Source organism: Pseudobacteroides cellulosolvens ATCC 35603 = DSM 2933 (genome assembly GCF_001262605.1).
Taxonomy (GTDB): Bacteria; Bacillota; Clostridia; order Acetivibrionales; family DSM-2933; genus Pseudobacteroides; species Pseudobacteroides cellulosolvens.
The window spans coordinates 2,885,386-2,899,407 of record NZ_LGTC01000001.1; the positions used below are offsets into that span (position 1 = coordinate 2,885,386).

General features: G+C 33.5%; 12 protein-coding genes and 4 tRNA genes. 1 reads left to right on the top strand and 15 read right to left on the bottom strand.

Annotated elements, in window-relative coordinates; all coding sequences use genetic code 11:
• Nucleotides 1-161: 161 nt before the first annotated feature.
• The 6 genes from Bccel_RS11695 to Bccel_RS11720 form a co-directional block, all read right to left on the bottom strand.
• Nucleotides 162-1,337 carry a serpin family protein gene (locus tag Bccel_RS11695; RefSeq protein ID WP_036944476.1) on the bottom strand — a complete coding sequence of 392 codons (1,176 nt, stop codon included), beginning with the start codon at nucleotides 1,335-1,337 and terminating at the stop codon, nucleotides 162-164.
• A 203-nt stretch (nucleotides 1,338-1,540) separates the two neighbouring features.
• Nucleotides 1,541-2,194 carry an HAD family hydrolase gene (locus Bccel_RS11700; RefSeq protein WP_036944477.1) on the bottom strand — a complete coding sequence of 218 codons (654 nt, stop codon included), beginning with the start codon at nucleotides 2,192-2,194 and terminating at the stop codon, nucleotides 1,541-1,543.
• A 115-nt stretch (nucleotides 2,195-2,309) separates the two neighbouring features.
• Complete coding sequence (locus Bccel_RS11705; protein ID WP_050753400.1) at nucleotides 2,310-2,936, bottom strand: class I SAM-dependent methyltransferase; 627 nt, start codon at nucleotides 2,934-2,936, stop codon at nucleotides 2,310-2,312.
• Nucleotides 2,937-2,999: 63 nt separating this feature from the next.
• Nucleotides 3,000-3,239 carry a hypothetical protein gene (locus Bccel_RS11710; RefSeq protein ID WP_036944478.1) on the bottom strand — a complete coding sequence of 80 codons (240 nt, stop codon included), beginning with the start codon at nucleotides 3,237-3,239 and terminating at the stop codon, nucleotides 3,000-3,002.
• Between the two features lie 369 nt (nucleotides 3,240-3,608).
• Nucleotides 3,609-4,157: a GNAT family N-acetyltransferase gene (locus Bccel_RS11715; protein WP_201781955.1), complete on the bottom strand. Its 549-nt coding sequence runs from the start codon at nucleotides 4,155-4,157 to the stop codon at nucleotides 3,609-3,611.
• Between the two features lie 165 nt (nucleotides 4,158-4,322).
• Nucleotides 4,323-4,862, bottom strand: a complete 540-nt coding sequence (locus tag Bccel_RS11720; protein ID WP_036944479.1) for a hypothetical protein — start codon at nucleotides 4,860-4,862, stop codon at nucleotides 4,323-4,325.
• Nucleotides 4,863-5,370: 508 nt separating this feature from the next.
• On the opposite strand from Bccel_RS11720, the gene Bccel_RS11725 reads away from it, so the two are divergent.
• Nucleotides 5,371-6,090 (top strand): YetF domain-containing protein, encoded by a 720-nt coding sequence (locus tag Bccel_RS11725; RefSeq protein ID WP_036944480.1) that lies wholly within the window; start codon nucleotides 5,371-5,373, stop codon nucleotides 6,088-6,090.
• A gap of 112 nt (nucleotides 6,091-6,202) precedes the next feature.
• On the opposite strand, the gene Bccel_RS11730 is transcribed toward Bccel_RS11725, so the two are convergent.
• The 9 genes from Bccel_RS11730 to Bccel_RS11770 form a co-directional block, all read right to left on the bottom strand.
• Nucleotides 6,203-6,274, bottom strand: a tRNA-Arg gene (locus tag Bccel_RS11730).
• Nucleotides 6,275-6,382: 108 nt separating this feature from the next.
• Nucleotides 6,383-7,000 carry a hypothetical protein gene (locus tag Bccel_RS11735; RefSeq protein ID WP_036944481.1) on the bottom strand — a complete coding sequence of 206 codons (618 nt, stop codon included), beginning with the start codon at nucleotides 6,998-7,000 and terminating at the stop codon, nucleotides 6,383-6,385.
• Between the two features lie 186 nt (nucleotides 7,001-7,186).
• Nucleotides 7,187-7,531 carry a hypothetical protein gene (locus Bccel_RS11740; RefSeq protein ID WP_036944483.1) on the bottom strand — a complete coding sequence of 115 codons (345 nt, stop codon included), beginning with the start codon at nucleotides 7,529-7,531 and terminating at the stop codon, nucleotides 7,187-7,189.
• A 139-nt stretch (nucleotides 7,532-7,670) separates the two neighbouring features.
• The gene (gene spoIIE / locus Bccel_RS11745; protein WP_036944484.1) at nucleotides 7,671-10,064 is read right to left on the bottom strand and encodes a stage II sporulation protein E; all 2,394 of its coding nucleotides are present in this window, start codon (nucleotides 10,062-10,064) and stop codon (nucleotides 7,671-7,673) included.
• A 349-nt stretch (nucleotides 10,065-10,413) separates the two neighbouring features.
• Nucleotides 10,414-10,489, bottom strand: a tRNA-Val gene (locus tag Bccel_RS11750).
• 3 nt (nucleotides 10,490-10,492) lie between these two features.
• Nucleotides 10,493-10,564 (bottom strand) — tRNA-Glu (locus Bccel_RS11755).
• 5 nt (nucleotides 10,565-10,569) lie between these two features.
• Nucleotides 10,570-10,643, bottom strand: a tRNA-Met gene (locus Bccel_RS11760).
• Between the two features lie 205 nt (nucleotides 10,644-10,848).
• Entirely contained in the window at nucleotides 10,849-12,345 is a 1,497-nt protein-coding gene (locus Bccel_RS11765; RefSeq protein WP_036944485.1) for a S41 family peptidase, read from the bottom strand.
• A 106-nt stretch (nucleotides 12,346-12,451) separates the two neighbouring features.
• On the bottom strand, nucleotides 12,452-13,993 hold the full coding sequence (locus Bccel_RS11770; RefSeq protein ID WP_036944487.1) for an S-layer homology domain-containing protein: 1,542 nt from the start codon (nucleotides 13,991-13,993) through the stop codon (nucleotides 12,452-12,454).
• Between the last annotated feature and the right edge of the window lie 29 nt (nucleotides 13,994-14,022).

A 14,022-nucleotide genomic window follows, 5' to 3' on the forward strand; every position in this document is an offset into this window, starting at 1 on the left:
AAACAATAATGTAACAAATATGTAAATTATAATTTTAAACATTAGATTGATGAAGCCCACCTTTTATAAAACTCAACTCTATCTTTATTCACTCTGCCATATGATGTACAGATCTCAACAGTATTATTCATACCTAAATAACCTCAAATTCAATTAATTTATTATTTCTCTAACTCCATCGATTCTGTATTTTCAACCCATATTGCAAAGTAAGGTTCTTTATCTTGCTTCTCACCAAGAATAATAAGAAATGGTTTATCGAAAACAAGTGTTTTTGGATTTTCAACATGTGATGAGGATTTGGCCATTTCTACAGCAGCTTCCGACTTAAGCAAAGCACCGCTTTTACTAAGCTTAAACATAATATCCTGTTTAGCTTCTCTAATGTAGTAATCCCTAAACCCACCATTTTTTAAATATTTATTTAAAAGTTGATTATATGAATGTTCAATATTAATATTAATATCCGGTATACTTAAATAATCACCAAGCCGAAACGCCTCTCTCTTACCTGTTTTTATTCTTTTTAGAGCATCTTGCATTGTATCTGATAACTTCTCTTTCGGTTTAACTTTAGCAATATATATATAATCATCTGATTTGCTTTTTAATGAAATGATAAAGTCATCATCACTTAAATAATCTATTATTTCAACTTGCTTAATAATATCTTTACGGTGCTTATAAGTAGATGTATTCTTAATGCCAAAGGATTTTACCTTCTGAGTACTATTTTTTGAATTGAATGTTAGATATGTATCCTCAAAATCCTTATCAAAAATTATTTTTTTATAAAGGTACGCATATGCTAAAACAGCTGTAGGATCATCTTCAACATCATCAAATTCTCTAGAAATATCAAACTTTTCTTTAAGTCCTTGATTTATTTTATTTATTATTCCATTTTTAACAAATCCCGCTTCTGCAACGTAATTCTTTTCTCCTATATTTCTTCTATCAAAGGAATTTGAATTAAGAGAATTCGCAATCAAAGGCTGGTTGTCAAGCTCAACAGCTCCCTTTAGCACATCTTGTTTTAATCTATCCCAGGCCATTTGAAAGGAAGAACAATACACAACATTTTTTCCTTCTACAATTTTTTCATCAATTGTCGCTGCTATATTAGTTTGACCCAATTTCTCAGAACTGACCCTTTCAATCTGTTCATTCCGGCTGCAAGAACATTGGATCATAATACAAATTACCATTAAAATCAAAATTATTGACCTTTTCATAACCCCTCCAAAGATTTCAGAAATATCATACGCAATAATTCGAAGTTTTGTACCATCTATCAAAGTTACAATACCCCTACATATATAACTAATTTTACTCACTATAACCCCCAGTTTTTGTCACTTAAAAATTATCACTTTTTCTATAAATGGCAAAGCACCTCCTTTATAGTAATATATTTATCGATCTCGCTATGTTCTTTCCATGCATCAATTTCTTCTCTACTCATTTTAATTGAACCAGTCATTATCCTTATTAACATATTCAACGAAATAGCAATAATATCAAAAAACAAATCTCCAAACTACATAATACTTATCATAAAATCATAGTTAATCTCGCAAATACTATTAACTATTGTAGAAGCACTAGATAAATCTTGTAAGCCGGAATTTAAATTAGCATATCCAATACATCTCATTCCTGCAGACAAAGCAGCTTTTACTCCGTTTGTAGAATCCTCAATAACTATACATTCTTGTGGATTAACTTTTAACATTTCTGCAGTTATTAAAAAAATATCAGGGTAAGGTTTTCCTCTTTGAACTTCTTCACAACTTAATATTACATTAAAACATTCTCTTATTTTTATCGTTTCTAATATAGTTTCAATAAAAAATCTTGGTGAAGAAGATGCTACTGCTAAAATAATATTGTTCTGCTTTAGTTCATTCAGTAATCCTTTAACTCCATCTATTGCTTCTATTTTTGTTTCTTTTAAAAATTCAATTTTAAATTCAGACTGCAACTTCAACAATTCTTCCACACTCGGAACTAAATTGTATTTCTCTTTTAAATCCTTCCACATTTCTGGGTTTGGAATTCCAACATAAGAATTTAAAATTTCATCGTTAACATTAAGATTACATTTTTTCAGAACCTTTTTATCCACCTCAAAATGAATAGGTTCACTATCTACTATAACACCATCCATATCAAAAATAACAGCTTTTAACATCTAATTCCCCCTAAAAAGCAAATTTCTTGATGGTCGCCGTTTTACTTAACTTTTTTTAATAAACCCATTATTTCAAAAGTTCTTTGGATAACAACCCACGTGTGTGTTTCTTACATTATTTGGATCTATATAATAGACACTTCCATCCAAATGAAGCTTGTTCTTCGCTTAGCTGCATATCGTCAAAATACTCAAAACCTATATTATCTGCAACTTCATTTAATCTCATTTTACTATGCAAATAGAAAGGCCTGTTATACTGAACTCCCTCTCTTTCGATTTTACTACGCTCTTCACATATCCCCAATCCTTCTATTACAACAATCATAACAAGTCCTTCATGTTTAATGACTTTTTTCATATTACAAAAAACCAGTTCTAATTCTTCATCTCTAATATGTATAATAGATGCTATCGCAACAATTCCATCAAAAACGCCAAGTGATTCGTCTAACTTCCTAAAATCCGCTACTTGAAATTTGCATTGAGGATTCCTCTCTCTGGCTATTCTAATAGGTTCATCTGAGAAATCAATACCAGTAACTCTTGCTCCCAACTTATACAAACGCATGCTTTCGTAGCCAGCACCACATCCCATGTCTAGCACTCTTGGGTTTGGATTTAATAAATCTATAAATCTTTTCAAAGTAGGCAACAAATCTTCATTTGCATACCATTCATCCGCAAACTGCTGTGCAATATCGTTATAAAATTTCTGAATTTCCGAATCAGTATTTTCCATGTCAGCTCCTTTTAAAATAAATCTTTCCTGTAAAAACCTGAAAAACTTCTTTGGCTATATTTATCATTCATTTAATTCATATTTATACAAAACACCGTCTGAAAACAAACCCCTGTCTTCACCTTTTATTCCATAGAAATCTCCATAATAGCTAATATCTATTTCTTTTGTTCTTCCATCTTTATAATGTAATACCCCATCATATGAACCTTTCCAAACTGCCGGTTCAATAATTTCTATCTTCTTAATATAATGTTTTTCGCCTTTTGACGGTATTTCAATATAATCTACTTCTGAAGTCAATTTCATACCTTTTACAGTTCTATCAACGTATTTAACAACAAATGGACTTATACAAATAACTAATATTGTTACAAAAATCGCTATTAAAGCTTTCTTTTTCCTTATGATAATTCCCCCTTGTAAGAACTAATTTCACTTTCATTATAGTCACCTTTGTTACATTAATTTGTGTTAATATGCATCTAATGTATGGTTCAACACACTTCTAAAATAATACGGATAAGGATACAGTGGCCTTAATTAATCCTTACCTTAACAAATACATTTCTTATCTACAATAATTCTTTAATCTTCTTAATTCTTTTTGCTTCATTCAATACTTTGGGACTCCAGTCATTATCATCTTTTGATATTATCAATACATTGATTCTATAGATTTCTGCTAATCCACTCTTCTGCCAGCATCGCATACTGGTAAGCATCATGCCAAATAGGTTCTCCATCTTCTCTTCTTCTAAAGAAAGCCTTCTTTTTATGATGGCCCTCTAGACGCATTGACAAACGTTCTAGTAATTTCCATGAGGCTGTATTTTCAGGATTACACATACCAATAATTCGATGTGCATTCAACTCTTCAAAACCAAATTGCAAAATCCTTTGAGATGCTTCAGTAGCATATCCTTTTCCATAGTATTTGGGATTAAAAATGTATCCTATCTCCCATGTTAAGAAATCCACTGGACCAGTTTGGTTAAAATATATATGTCCAATCATCTTATTACTATCCTTAAGGCATACCGCCCAAAAAATATTACTCTGAGAACGTTCTATAGCCTTCTTCTTACATTCTTCTTCATCACTTTCGTTTTCAGGCTCATATTTCAATACGTCTTTTTGCGACAGGTATTCATATAAATCTTCCCAGTCATCTACCCTAAAGTTTCTAATAATAAGTCTTTCTGTTTCCATTATTATCATTTTTCATTACCTCTCAAAGTTTCGACCATGTACGCAACTAAATAATTGATCAAAGTCTCAAAAGCCATGCCTGCTATATGAAGTGCATGGTTATGCATCCTTTTCTGCGTATGCCACAAAAAATCCGCTACATTCCTTAATAAATCCTTTTCTTTAATCCAATAATCACATATTTATATAATCTATTTTCCACTCGTTATTTTTAAGCCAGTTATAAAGCTTGTTTGCTTTTATATAGACATGCTTATTATTGCTAGAAACATCAACTACATCGTCAATATATTTAACATTAATTGAATTATTTTGAACTGTAACATAATATGCAGGAGAAACAATTATTGAACTTTTATTTGTATCCAAAACACAAAGCTGTGATGGTCCTATGTTTGCAGCAAATATTAAACCTTCCTGAGATTTTGGAATTTCACTTGTATACATTGTAGCATGCTCCAAATATGTCACTAACTTCGATGCAATTTCTATCTGCCTTTCATAGTTCTCAGGAACCCAAGCATGAGCAGGAGGGCTGTCATCAGCTATATTTATAGACTTTACTAAAGATGGATTTTTTAAAGTTTTTATTAACAAATTTATAGTCTCATTATCCAAACTTGTTTGTTTTTGATAAATGGAGTTAAAAGCAAAATACCCTCCTACTCCTAGTAATAGGATTAGTATAATATAAACACTTATTCTTTTAATCAAAATTATCCCCCCATAACAATACAGTGACATGAAACTTTGTATTTATTTCATGTATACTTTCTGCTATAATTTTCAGGCAAAATTTTTGTATATAATTATATTATAAATTATTTAAGTGGTAACTATCAATAAACTATGCAAAATCCCCCAAAAACTCCAAAAAATCGGCATACTTAATCAATAGTAGTACAAGTTTTACATCTCCTTGGATTGAAGTGATATGCTTATCGTTGGACATAGTATTCAGCCAACTACCCAAAATCCGAATTACCTTTGGGGCCTGTCGAGTTTGAGGACTGAAAAAAGAACTGGTATTTGGCGAGTATAGACAATAACCAGGCTGACAGTACAACAAAAAACATTATTGTACCTTTACACTCTATATAGGGATAAGGTTTTAATCAAAATCATAACAATATATGTTAATGACTAAGAATTATTCATGTGCAAATAATAAATATGCTTATTTTAAAAAAAAATTCACAACTTTTAGGGAGATGGTGGCATTATGTTTCAGGAAGTTCTATATACAAGTGCAAGAATTTTTGTTGCATACTTTTTACTATTATCACTTACTCGGATTATGGGTAGGAAGATGATTTCACAAATCACGTTTTTCGATTTTGTTGTGGGAGTAATCGTCGGATCTGTAGCCGCTAATATATCAGTAAGCCAACAAAACCCTGTTTTGTCTGGTGTTACTGTATTAGTCGTTCTTGCACTAATAACGGTGACAATAGATTCTTCAAATATAAAAAGCATTTTCACAAGAAAGTTAACTAATTCAGAACCTGTGACGGTAGTAGAGAACGGAAAGATTATAGCAGAAAATCTAAAAAGAACCCGTCTGCCGCTAGACAATCTTATGATGCTTTTAAGAGAAAAAAACACGTTTAACATAGCGGATGTGGAATTTGCAATATTTGAAACAGATGGGAAATTATCTGTTCTAAAGAAATCCCAAAAGCAGCCCATAACACCTTCCGATTTAAATATTTCAACTGCATATGCCGGGTTAACCAAAGATATTATTATAGATGGAAAAGTAATGGACGAAAATTTGAAGGATGCAAATTTAGATAGAGAATGGCTCATACAAAAACTCAGGTACAGTAACTTCAATAGTATAGAGGAGGTGTTCTATGCCGGTTTGGATACATCAGGCAATCTTTATATATCATCCAAAAATAGAACAAAAGAAAAAGAGGGACAGCACGGAATAGAATAACCAACTTTACAAATCAACTAAAATCTTAGTCAGGATACCCTAAATCTAAAGGAGAAGTTTTGGAAAATAGAAACACCAGCATCCGAAAGAACACTGATGTTTCTGAATATGATGCCCCGGATAGGAATCGAACCCATATCAGTGGAACCGGAATCCACTGTCTTATCCATTAGACTACCGGGACATTATCCGTATTTACCTTTATATTTCCAAAATCCACTTTAATTATATTACCATACATGTTTTTTTAGCACAAGTGGATTATATAAGAAACATTTACAACTAGTTTTATCTAAACCAATACCAAGCCCATCAACTTTTCCATAACAAAGTTCAGTGCCATACCTACAATATAATACCAGAAAAATACTATTGGAAATATAAGAGGTTTGAATCTCTGCCCAATCTCGAAAGCAGATTTTATTCCTCTGGTTATGATAGCACACAGCCATATTTGAATTATCAGATACACATACATAATTATTATCGATAATTCAATATTCTTTTCCGGATCAACTCCGTTTGATAGATATGTTAATACCAATGTGGGAATAAAAATGATACAATTTGCCAGTATCTGGACTTTCATTATTTTTATTTGCGAGCTTTTTTCTGAGTTTGTATCTTTATCGGATTTAAGTCTTTTAATAATATCAGAAACAGGAAAGGAGAAAAAGACTACATCACCTATTCCAAAAATAACGATAACAACTAATGAATAAAAAATGTTTTTGCTTAAATCCACAGAAGTCTTATCAACAAAGAAACTATGAAGCTTTTCACTGATAGAAAATATGTAATCGATTATACCTAAGGCAAATACACCGATAATTAGTGTAATAATTCTGTCAGTAAACTTCTTGTAAAACTTCTCCGGCAGCAAAATCAGGTTAAAAAAATTCTTGAACATAACATTTCTCCTTGAAATAATTCCAGTTAACCCCAGTTTAATATGATTACCATATAAAATTAATATTAACCTAACATTTGTAACGACTTTTGTAAAGCAAACCGCATAGGCCAATATATCATTACATATTATAATATAGCTTAACCGGAATAAAATCAATGGAAATGGAGAAAAGGTGCCGCTTATCTAAAAGAAATTAGCCACAGCATAAATAAGCAACACCAAGGTGCCCGCAAGAGCCAGATTTATTATCATATTCCTAAAAATTTTTGACTTTGACATATTTACTTCTTTGAAATTCAAATCAATTCCTGAAGCAATTTTATATTTATTCTCCTTTATGAAGTTATTAATAACACTCTCTGCCTCGTTTAAAAGATAACCATTATCCTTGTTATTCTTTATAATAGATGTTGGGTCATTAACCTTGCTCAATCCGGAATCACTCTTCAAAATCAATATGGCTTCTTCAATGAGGTTTGAGTGTATATCCTTTATTATTACAATTCTTTTTGTATTACCGAGTACCATTTTTTATCCCTCCAAGATATACTAAGATATATTTGAAGGTAGTTTATGATAATTTTTAATTATTTATACATTTTTGTATTATCAAAATGTAAACCAATTAATTAGCTTAATCATTTACTAAGTAATGCCTTAGAAATAACTAGCTTACCTTTTTCCACACTTTTGCAACAACAGCCAGCATATCGTCACAAGGCTTGCTGTCACACTTCTTATAAGCTTCGTTCAATATAGCATCAGCTATCTCTTGAGGATTCTTTGTACTGATCTCATTTATAAACTTTATAAAACTCTCATCATTATTTCCGTTTTCTTTTTTAAACGCATCCAGTACACCATCTGTAACATGAATAAGGAATTCCCCTGAGTCAATACTTCTTTTTAGTATTTCTGTCTCAATATTGCTTAGTATTCCTGCCGGTAAAGAAATCGATCTTACTACATCAACCTTATGTTCTCTCTTTATAAATGTAGATACTGCTCCCGTCTTTACAAACTCAACATCTCCATTGTATAAATCGATTACAGACATATCTATGGTAGAAAAGGCTTCGTCTTCTGATTTTAGAACAAGCACCGAATTTATAAGTTTAACGGACATATCCTTGTCAAAGCCCGATTCCATGAATTGTTCCAGCATACTTATGGTAGCCCTGCTGTGAACAGCAGCTTTATAGCCGCTTCCCATTCCGTCGCTTAAAGCTACAATATATTTTCCATTTCCAGTATTTAAGAAAGTATAATTATCACCAGAGACTAAACTGTTATATTTTGACAGTTTGGAAACACCTGTAGTAACACTGTATATTTCCTCTTCAATCAGTTTTACAGTACAGTGGCTATCCTTTATACCCCTTTGGCAATCGACTGTCTCCTTTGTCATTTTTCTTCCCAATACCTCTGTAGCAATTTTTTCAATTGTATTAACACACAGACGTTTTCCTCCACATCCTTTGTGTGTTATACAAACCTCATATTTGCCCCAGACTGTTTCAAGCACCTTTACATCCCTCACCCTGATACCTGCTCTGTCAAGACTCTGAAGCAAACTGTTCTCAAGGTCAATTTTGAAGTTTACCTCAGTGTCTATTTCACAGGCAAGCTTTGAAACAACCTTTGACAGTCCTTCTAATTGTTGGGAGACCAATTCCCTGCTCTCACAAATTCTGCTTTTCCATACCCTGTCCACTTTGAAGAGTTCATAAACGTTATTAACAGAAATAACAAAATCATTTATTCTCTCACATCTATCCATAAAATACTTGGGTATATCACTTCGTTCGATTCTTCCCTTATCTTCTAAAGTCTCAACAATCTTAAACATGACCTGATATGTATTATAGAAATTTCTATCCCAGCAGTGAAGACATAGGCAGCAATCCTTACAAACTCTATCCGCTACCCTGTCAAAAAGTATCGATATGTCCTGCTTGTCCGCCATAGACTTTGTATCTGAAATCTCACAAAATGTTTTTGACAGTTCTCTGAATGTTTTAGAAAAGCTATTTAGTCTGTCAACAGTCATATCTTTTATTCTACTTGTGTAATGTACACTTCTACTGCTTATATCAAAGCCCGCACCCACAAGATTTGTTACAAAATCTGTAACTTTATTTGGTATGATTATAAAAACCAGTACCGCTGCAATGATTTCCTTCATATAAGAAAAGGAATCACCTGGTATGTTCATATATAACATAAATATTCCGCTTCCTAATACAAATCCCAGACTTGAGCCTACCTTTCCCAGTTTTCTGAGCGTTCCTGTAATAAGTCCCGATATGGCATATGAACCAATTATAAAAGGAGCAGTTGGTGAATACAAACTTGCAAAAAGCCCCATAGTAACTCCCGCAGCCGCTCCAACGCCAGCACCGCATCTGTAGCCGCTTACTAAAATAATTACTATGCTCAATAAATTTTTAAGGACAACTCCCATAACCTGAATATCTGCAAGGCCAGCAATTCCTACAGCCGTTAATATTGTAACGCTTATAATCTCTTCATTATTTAAAGCTGCCTTTTTTTGAATTCCTGACAAAGCATTTCTATAAATATATACCAGAAGAAAAATTAACAACCCATGAAATAACGCCTTCAAAACATCAAAAAGCAAAAATCCCTGCATATAAACTATTACAAATTCAGGAACAAGGGTACTAAACAATGCAAAAACAGCAACTTTAGAAGTTGTATAGCTCTTATTAAAATTTACCATTGTGCTAAGCACACTAAAAAGAAACATGGCAGCTATTGTCACATATATTTGCTCTGGAGCTCCTCTGGTTATCATTCCTATAATAACAGATAATCCTATTAAATACCTGTTACACTCCATTCCGGCCGCTGAAGCAAATAGAGCCATTCCAAAAGGCAAAATACCACCTGCAATGGAAGCCCTGCCGATTAAAAATGATACCGGAAGCAAAATAAGGTTACTTGCTGTTAATAAGTTGATAAAACTTCCAAATTTGATCTTCCCATAGGTTTTTGCCGTATTATTGAACCTTTGATACGGTAAATATCCCAATTTCATCTTTTGTTACCTCCTACAATATTTTTGAACCACAGGGAAGATTATAAATTAAACATCCGGTAAAACATGTCACTTTTCGTTGTCTTACAGAAATTTATTTTTGACACATATCATCAAAACATCAAGTCAAAATACAAAACAATAGGTGTTATCTAACAAAATCATTAGTAATGTTTATGTTTGATTTAACATGGAAAAGTAGATTATTGAATTAATTTGTCACAAAAATATCATTTGTATTGTAATGAACACTCTATTTTCTATTCTATATTTAGATGTAGAAGACATCATAATTTCCAAGAAATAAAAACAAGAGATCCAAGGTACATAATACCTTGGATCTCTTGTTTGGTGGGCACTATAGGGCTCGAACCTATGACCCTCTGCTTGTAAGGCAGATGCTCTCCCAGCTGAGCTAAGCGCCCGTATGACCCATAGGGGACTCGAACCCCTGTTATCGCCGTGAAAGGGCGGTGTCTTAACCACTTGACCAATGGGCCGTAAGTAGCGGCGGTCGGATTTGAACCAACGACACTGCGGGTATGAACCGCATGCTCTGGCCAACTGAGCTACGCCGCCAAGCGTTTATTGCTGTTTATTACTTCATGACCAGCACGCTAGGATATTATAACAGGTATTTTATTAACATGTCAATAGATTATTTAAATTTATTTAAATTTATTTTTATTTATTTTTTTAAAACTATGATATTCCTTTTAAGCCCTGATGTTGTTAGAAATTGTGGTGCAAAACGCTCTAATTTCTCATGGTATTAAATATTATTTTAATTCTTTAATACCTCCAAAGCCTTTAAATACTGCTTGTCAGACTCTATGGCAAGTTTTTGGTATGTATTATTTAATGTCTTTTGTGTTATAAAGTCAAGAATACCGCTAGGATATAGACCGCTTTTCTTCTGAAACTTCTTTAGCTCATCACAGGTTTTATTATCAAGCTTTAGGCTGTTTAAATCATCTATCTTATAGCCGGAAATTTTCAAAATCCTTTTAGCATTCAAAACATCAATGCTTTCAGAATTCAACTGTGGTTTTATTTTCACCCTCAAATCGCTGATTGAACTTAAATCCACTCCATTTATAGTGCTGCTGCTTGTTACATTATAATCAGGCATAATACCTTTTAAATCAATCATTCTTCCTTTAGGAGTATAGTATAATCCTGTAGTTATTTTAATCCAGCCAATCATTTCATCATCAGTTGGTTCTATGCTGTATTTTCTTTCAAGGTCATCTCCAATAACCAGCTTAACCCCAAGCTGCTCTTCATATTTTTTATAAGCATCCAAGGATAAGATGGGATAAATACTCTGCACTTTTGCTTTGCCATAAGTTTTTGATCCTATAATAGTTCCTGCACCTGTGTCCTGCACCGCACCTGCCAGTATTTCAGATGCACTTGCACTGTTTTCATTAACAAGTACTGCAAGCTTATATTTTTTCTCTTTCAATGGAGACATGTATTCCAAATCGGTAATATTTTCCGATTTAAAATCAAGCTTTGTTATTAATCCCTCAGGAACAAAACTTTTTGCAATTTCAACTACCTCATTTACATCGCCTCCCGGATTATCCCTTAAATCCAGTATTATTTTCTTTATCTTTTTGTCATCCATTTCTTTCAATGCTTTTTTAATCTCATCAGCAGAATTGTTATTAAATATAGTCAGATTAATATATCCTACATCACCTCTGATACTTGTAGTAACAGGGTTAATTCTAATGTCATCTCTGGTTACAGTAACATTTATTGCATTTTTCTCTCCATCTCTAATGACTCTTATTACTACTTTTGTACCTTTTTTACCTGTAATCAATTCTACCGCTTCACTTGAACTTTTACCTTCCAAGTTTTGACCATCAACTTCCACCAACCGGTCTCCCACACTTATACCGGCCTTCTGTGCAGGTGAATCCTTATAAACCTCACGGACTATAAACCTGCCGTTAATTTCATCAAAACCCATTCCAACTCCGCTGTATTCTCCATCAATAGTGTTAAAAAATGATTCTGCTTCTTCCTTTGTATAGAACTCGGTATACTTGTCCATGGAACTGAAAATACCTTTCAGAACACCTTCCATCAGTTTATTTTGATCAATATCTCCCCTGTACTTGTCATCTACCATATCCATAATACTTTTTATGTAGTCTGCATTTACTTCTAACTTAGAGCTATCTGCCCATAAAAAAGCACAGTTTGTTAAAATAATAGCTGCTATAAGGCTTAGTGCAAATAATGTCCTGATCTTTTGTTTGTTCATTTCTATCATCCCGCTCTCATAAAATAATTTAGGTATAAACAAATAATTAAATTTATTAAAAATCAATTGATTTTAATTTTATCATACTTTATAATCAACTGGTCAATTAAAAACCTAAATATTTGTCTCTGTAATCCTTCCTGATTCCATCCCGCATATAAACTATAAACCTGTTAAGCAATGCTGCTGCTTTAGCATTTGTAAGCTTTGCATTTGGGTTTAAATACCCTTTTTCATCACCTCTGACAAGACCGATTTGCTCAGCCACCCTCACTGCGTTTTTAGCGTATGCCGGAATCATGTCATTATCCTTGAAGGTAGTGACAGCACCAAACTTTGGTGCCATAGCCTCAAGCCCCAAGCCTCTTACAAAAACCGCCACCGCTTCTGCAAGAGTCAGATAATCGTCAGGCTTGAAGTTACCAGCCCCTTTCCCATTTAAAAAGCCCCGTTTAAATGAGCTTTCTATTTGATTAAAATAGGAATGGTCCTCTGGAACATCATTAAAGGTTGCGATGACTTGTGTCTTTTTCGTAGAAGTCCTGGCAGTTGTTTTGGGTGTTAACGCTGGGTCAACAGGAACTTCCTTGCCTGCAAGTATAATGGCACTGGCAAATTCCGACCTTTTCATATACTGTTCCGGGTTAAATGTGCTTTCGTTGCCTGACAGGATCTCAAGGCTGTAAAGCGTGCTTACATCCTCCTCCGCCCAATGGCCTTTTAGCTGGCTTAGATCGGGAACCTTCAGCCTTGTCTGTACCGGAAAAGTCTCAATCTTTAGACTGTCCTTTGAGGTTATCATATTGTCGGATGGTACGCCTCCTGAAGTGAAAGAAGGCAGGTTTGAGCTGTACTCTAAGATACTGCTGTTACTTTGTGTTTGAACATATCCTCCAACAAAGCTTATTTCACTGGGTTTATTTTCAACATATCTGATCTGTTTAGTAGTTGTAGTGGAAAATGTTACATCTGCAGTTCCCCCCCATTTTTCAACCTTTGTCCCGTTCATTTTTTCACTTTGTATTATATAATTTATTTCTTCAACCTCGGTTGTCCCCCAGTATTGATCATATCCGTAGAACTTTCCTGTTACATCGACTGTTATAGTACCTTTGCCTTGAGAAGCTGTTCCTGATGAAGAGGTACCTATAGAATACACCTTTCTTCCTGATATATTGCCGGCATAATAATTGACAGCAGGCTTTAAATCCGTCAGGTTGGTCCTGGAAAAATCATATCCATTCAATGTATATGTATTGTTGCCGATTTTCACCGTTTCAATCGGCTTTCCGCTAATACTTGTCTCTTCAATGCTTTGACCGTTGTCCTTTTTGCTTATCTTTGTATTATAAATCAAAGTCCGCTTTAAGGTAGCACTTTTATCTACATTAGATAGATCATAAGTATATGTAGAAGTTATCGCTTCTCCCTTAAAGGACTTCCTTATAGTAAGATTTCCTTTTAAGACCACAGGCTGGCCGCTCAAAAAATTTACCTCCTGATATTCATATGTGGTTTTACCTGCAACCTCTCCCGATGATATTCCACCCTCATATCCGCTATATCCCTCAACAGCACTAGCTGCCACCGGTTTTATGATTATTGCAACAAATACAAAAATCAGTATCTTACAAAGGTTTGTTTTCATAATGTATCCGACTCCTTTTAAGAAAAAAC

Bases quoted from the DNA above. Each gene is read 5' to 3' on its own strand.
- Bccel_RS11700 (WP_036944477.1), bottom strand. From the start codon at position 2,194: ATGTTAAAAGCTGTTATTTTTGATATGGATGGTGTTATAGTAGATAGT.
- Bccel_RS11705 (WP_050753400.1), bottom strand. From the start codon at position 2,936: ATGGAAAATACTGATTCGGAAATTCAGAAATTTTATAACGATATTGCA.
- Bccel_RS11715 (WP_201781955.1), bottom strand. From the start codon at position 4,157: ATGATAATAATGGAAACAGAAAGACTTATTATTAGAAACTTTAGGGTA.
- Bccel_RS11725 (WP_036944480.1), top strand. From the start codon at position 5,371: ATGTTTCAGGAAGTTCTATATACAAGTGCAAGAATTTTTGTTGCATAC.
- Bccel_RS11735 (WP_036944481.1), bottom strand. From the start codon at position 7,000: ATGTTCAAGAATTTTTTTAACCTGATTTTGCTGCCGGAGAAGTTTTAC.
- Bccel_RS11740 (WP_036944483.1), bottom strand. From the start codon at position 7,531: ATGGTACTCGGTAATACAAAAAGAATTGTAATAATAAAGGATATACAC.
- spoIIE (WP_036944484.1), bottom strand. From the start codon at position 10,064: ATGAAATTGGGATATTTACCGTATCAAAGGTTCAATAATACGGCAAAA.
- Bccel_RS11765 (WP_036944485.1), bottom strand. From the start codon at position 12,345: ATGAACAAACAAAAGATCAGGACATTATTTGCACTAAGCCTTATAGCA.
- Bccel_RS11770 (WP_036944487.1), bottom strand. From the start codon at position 13,993: ATGAAAACAAACCTTTGTAAGATACTGATTTTTGTATTTGTTGCAATA.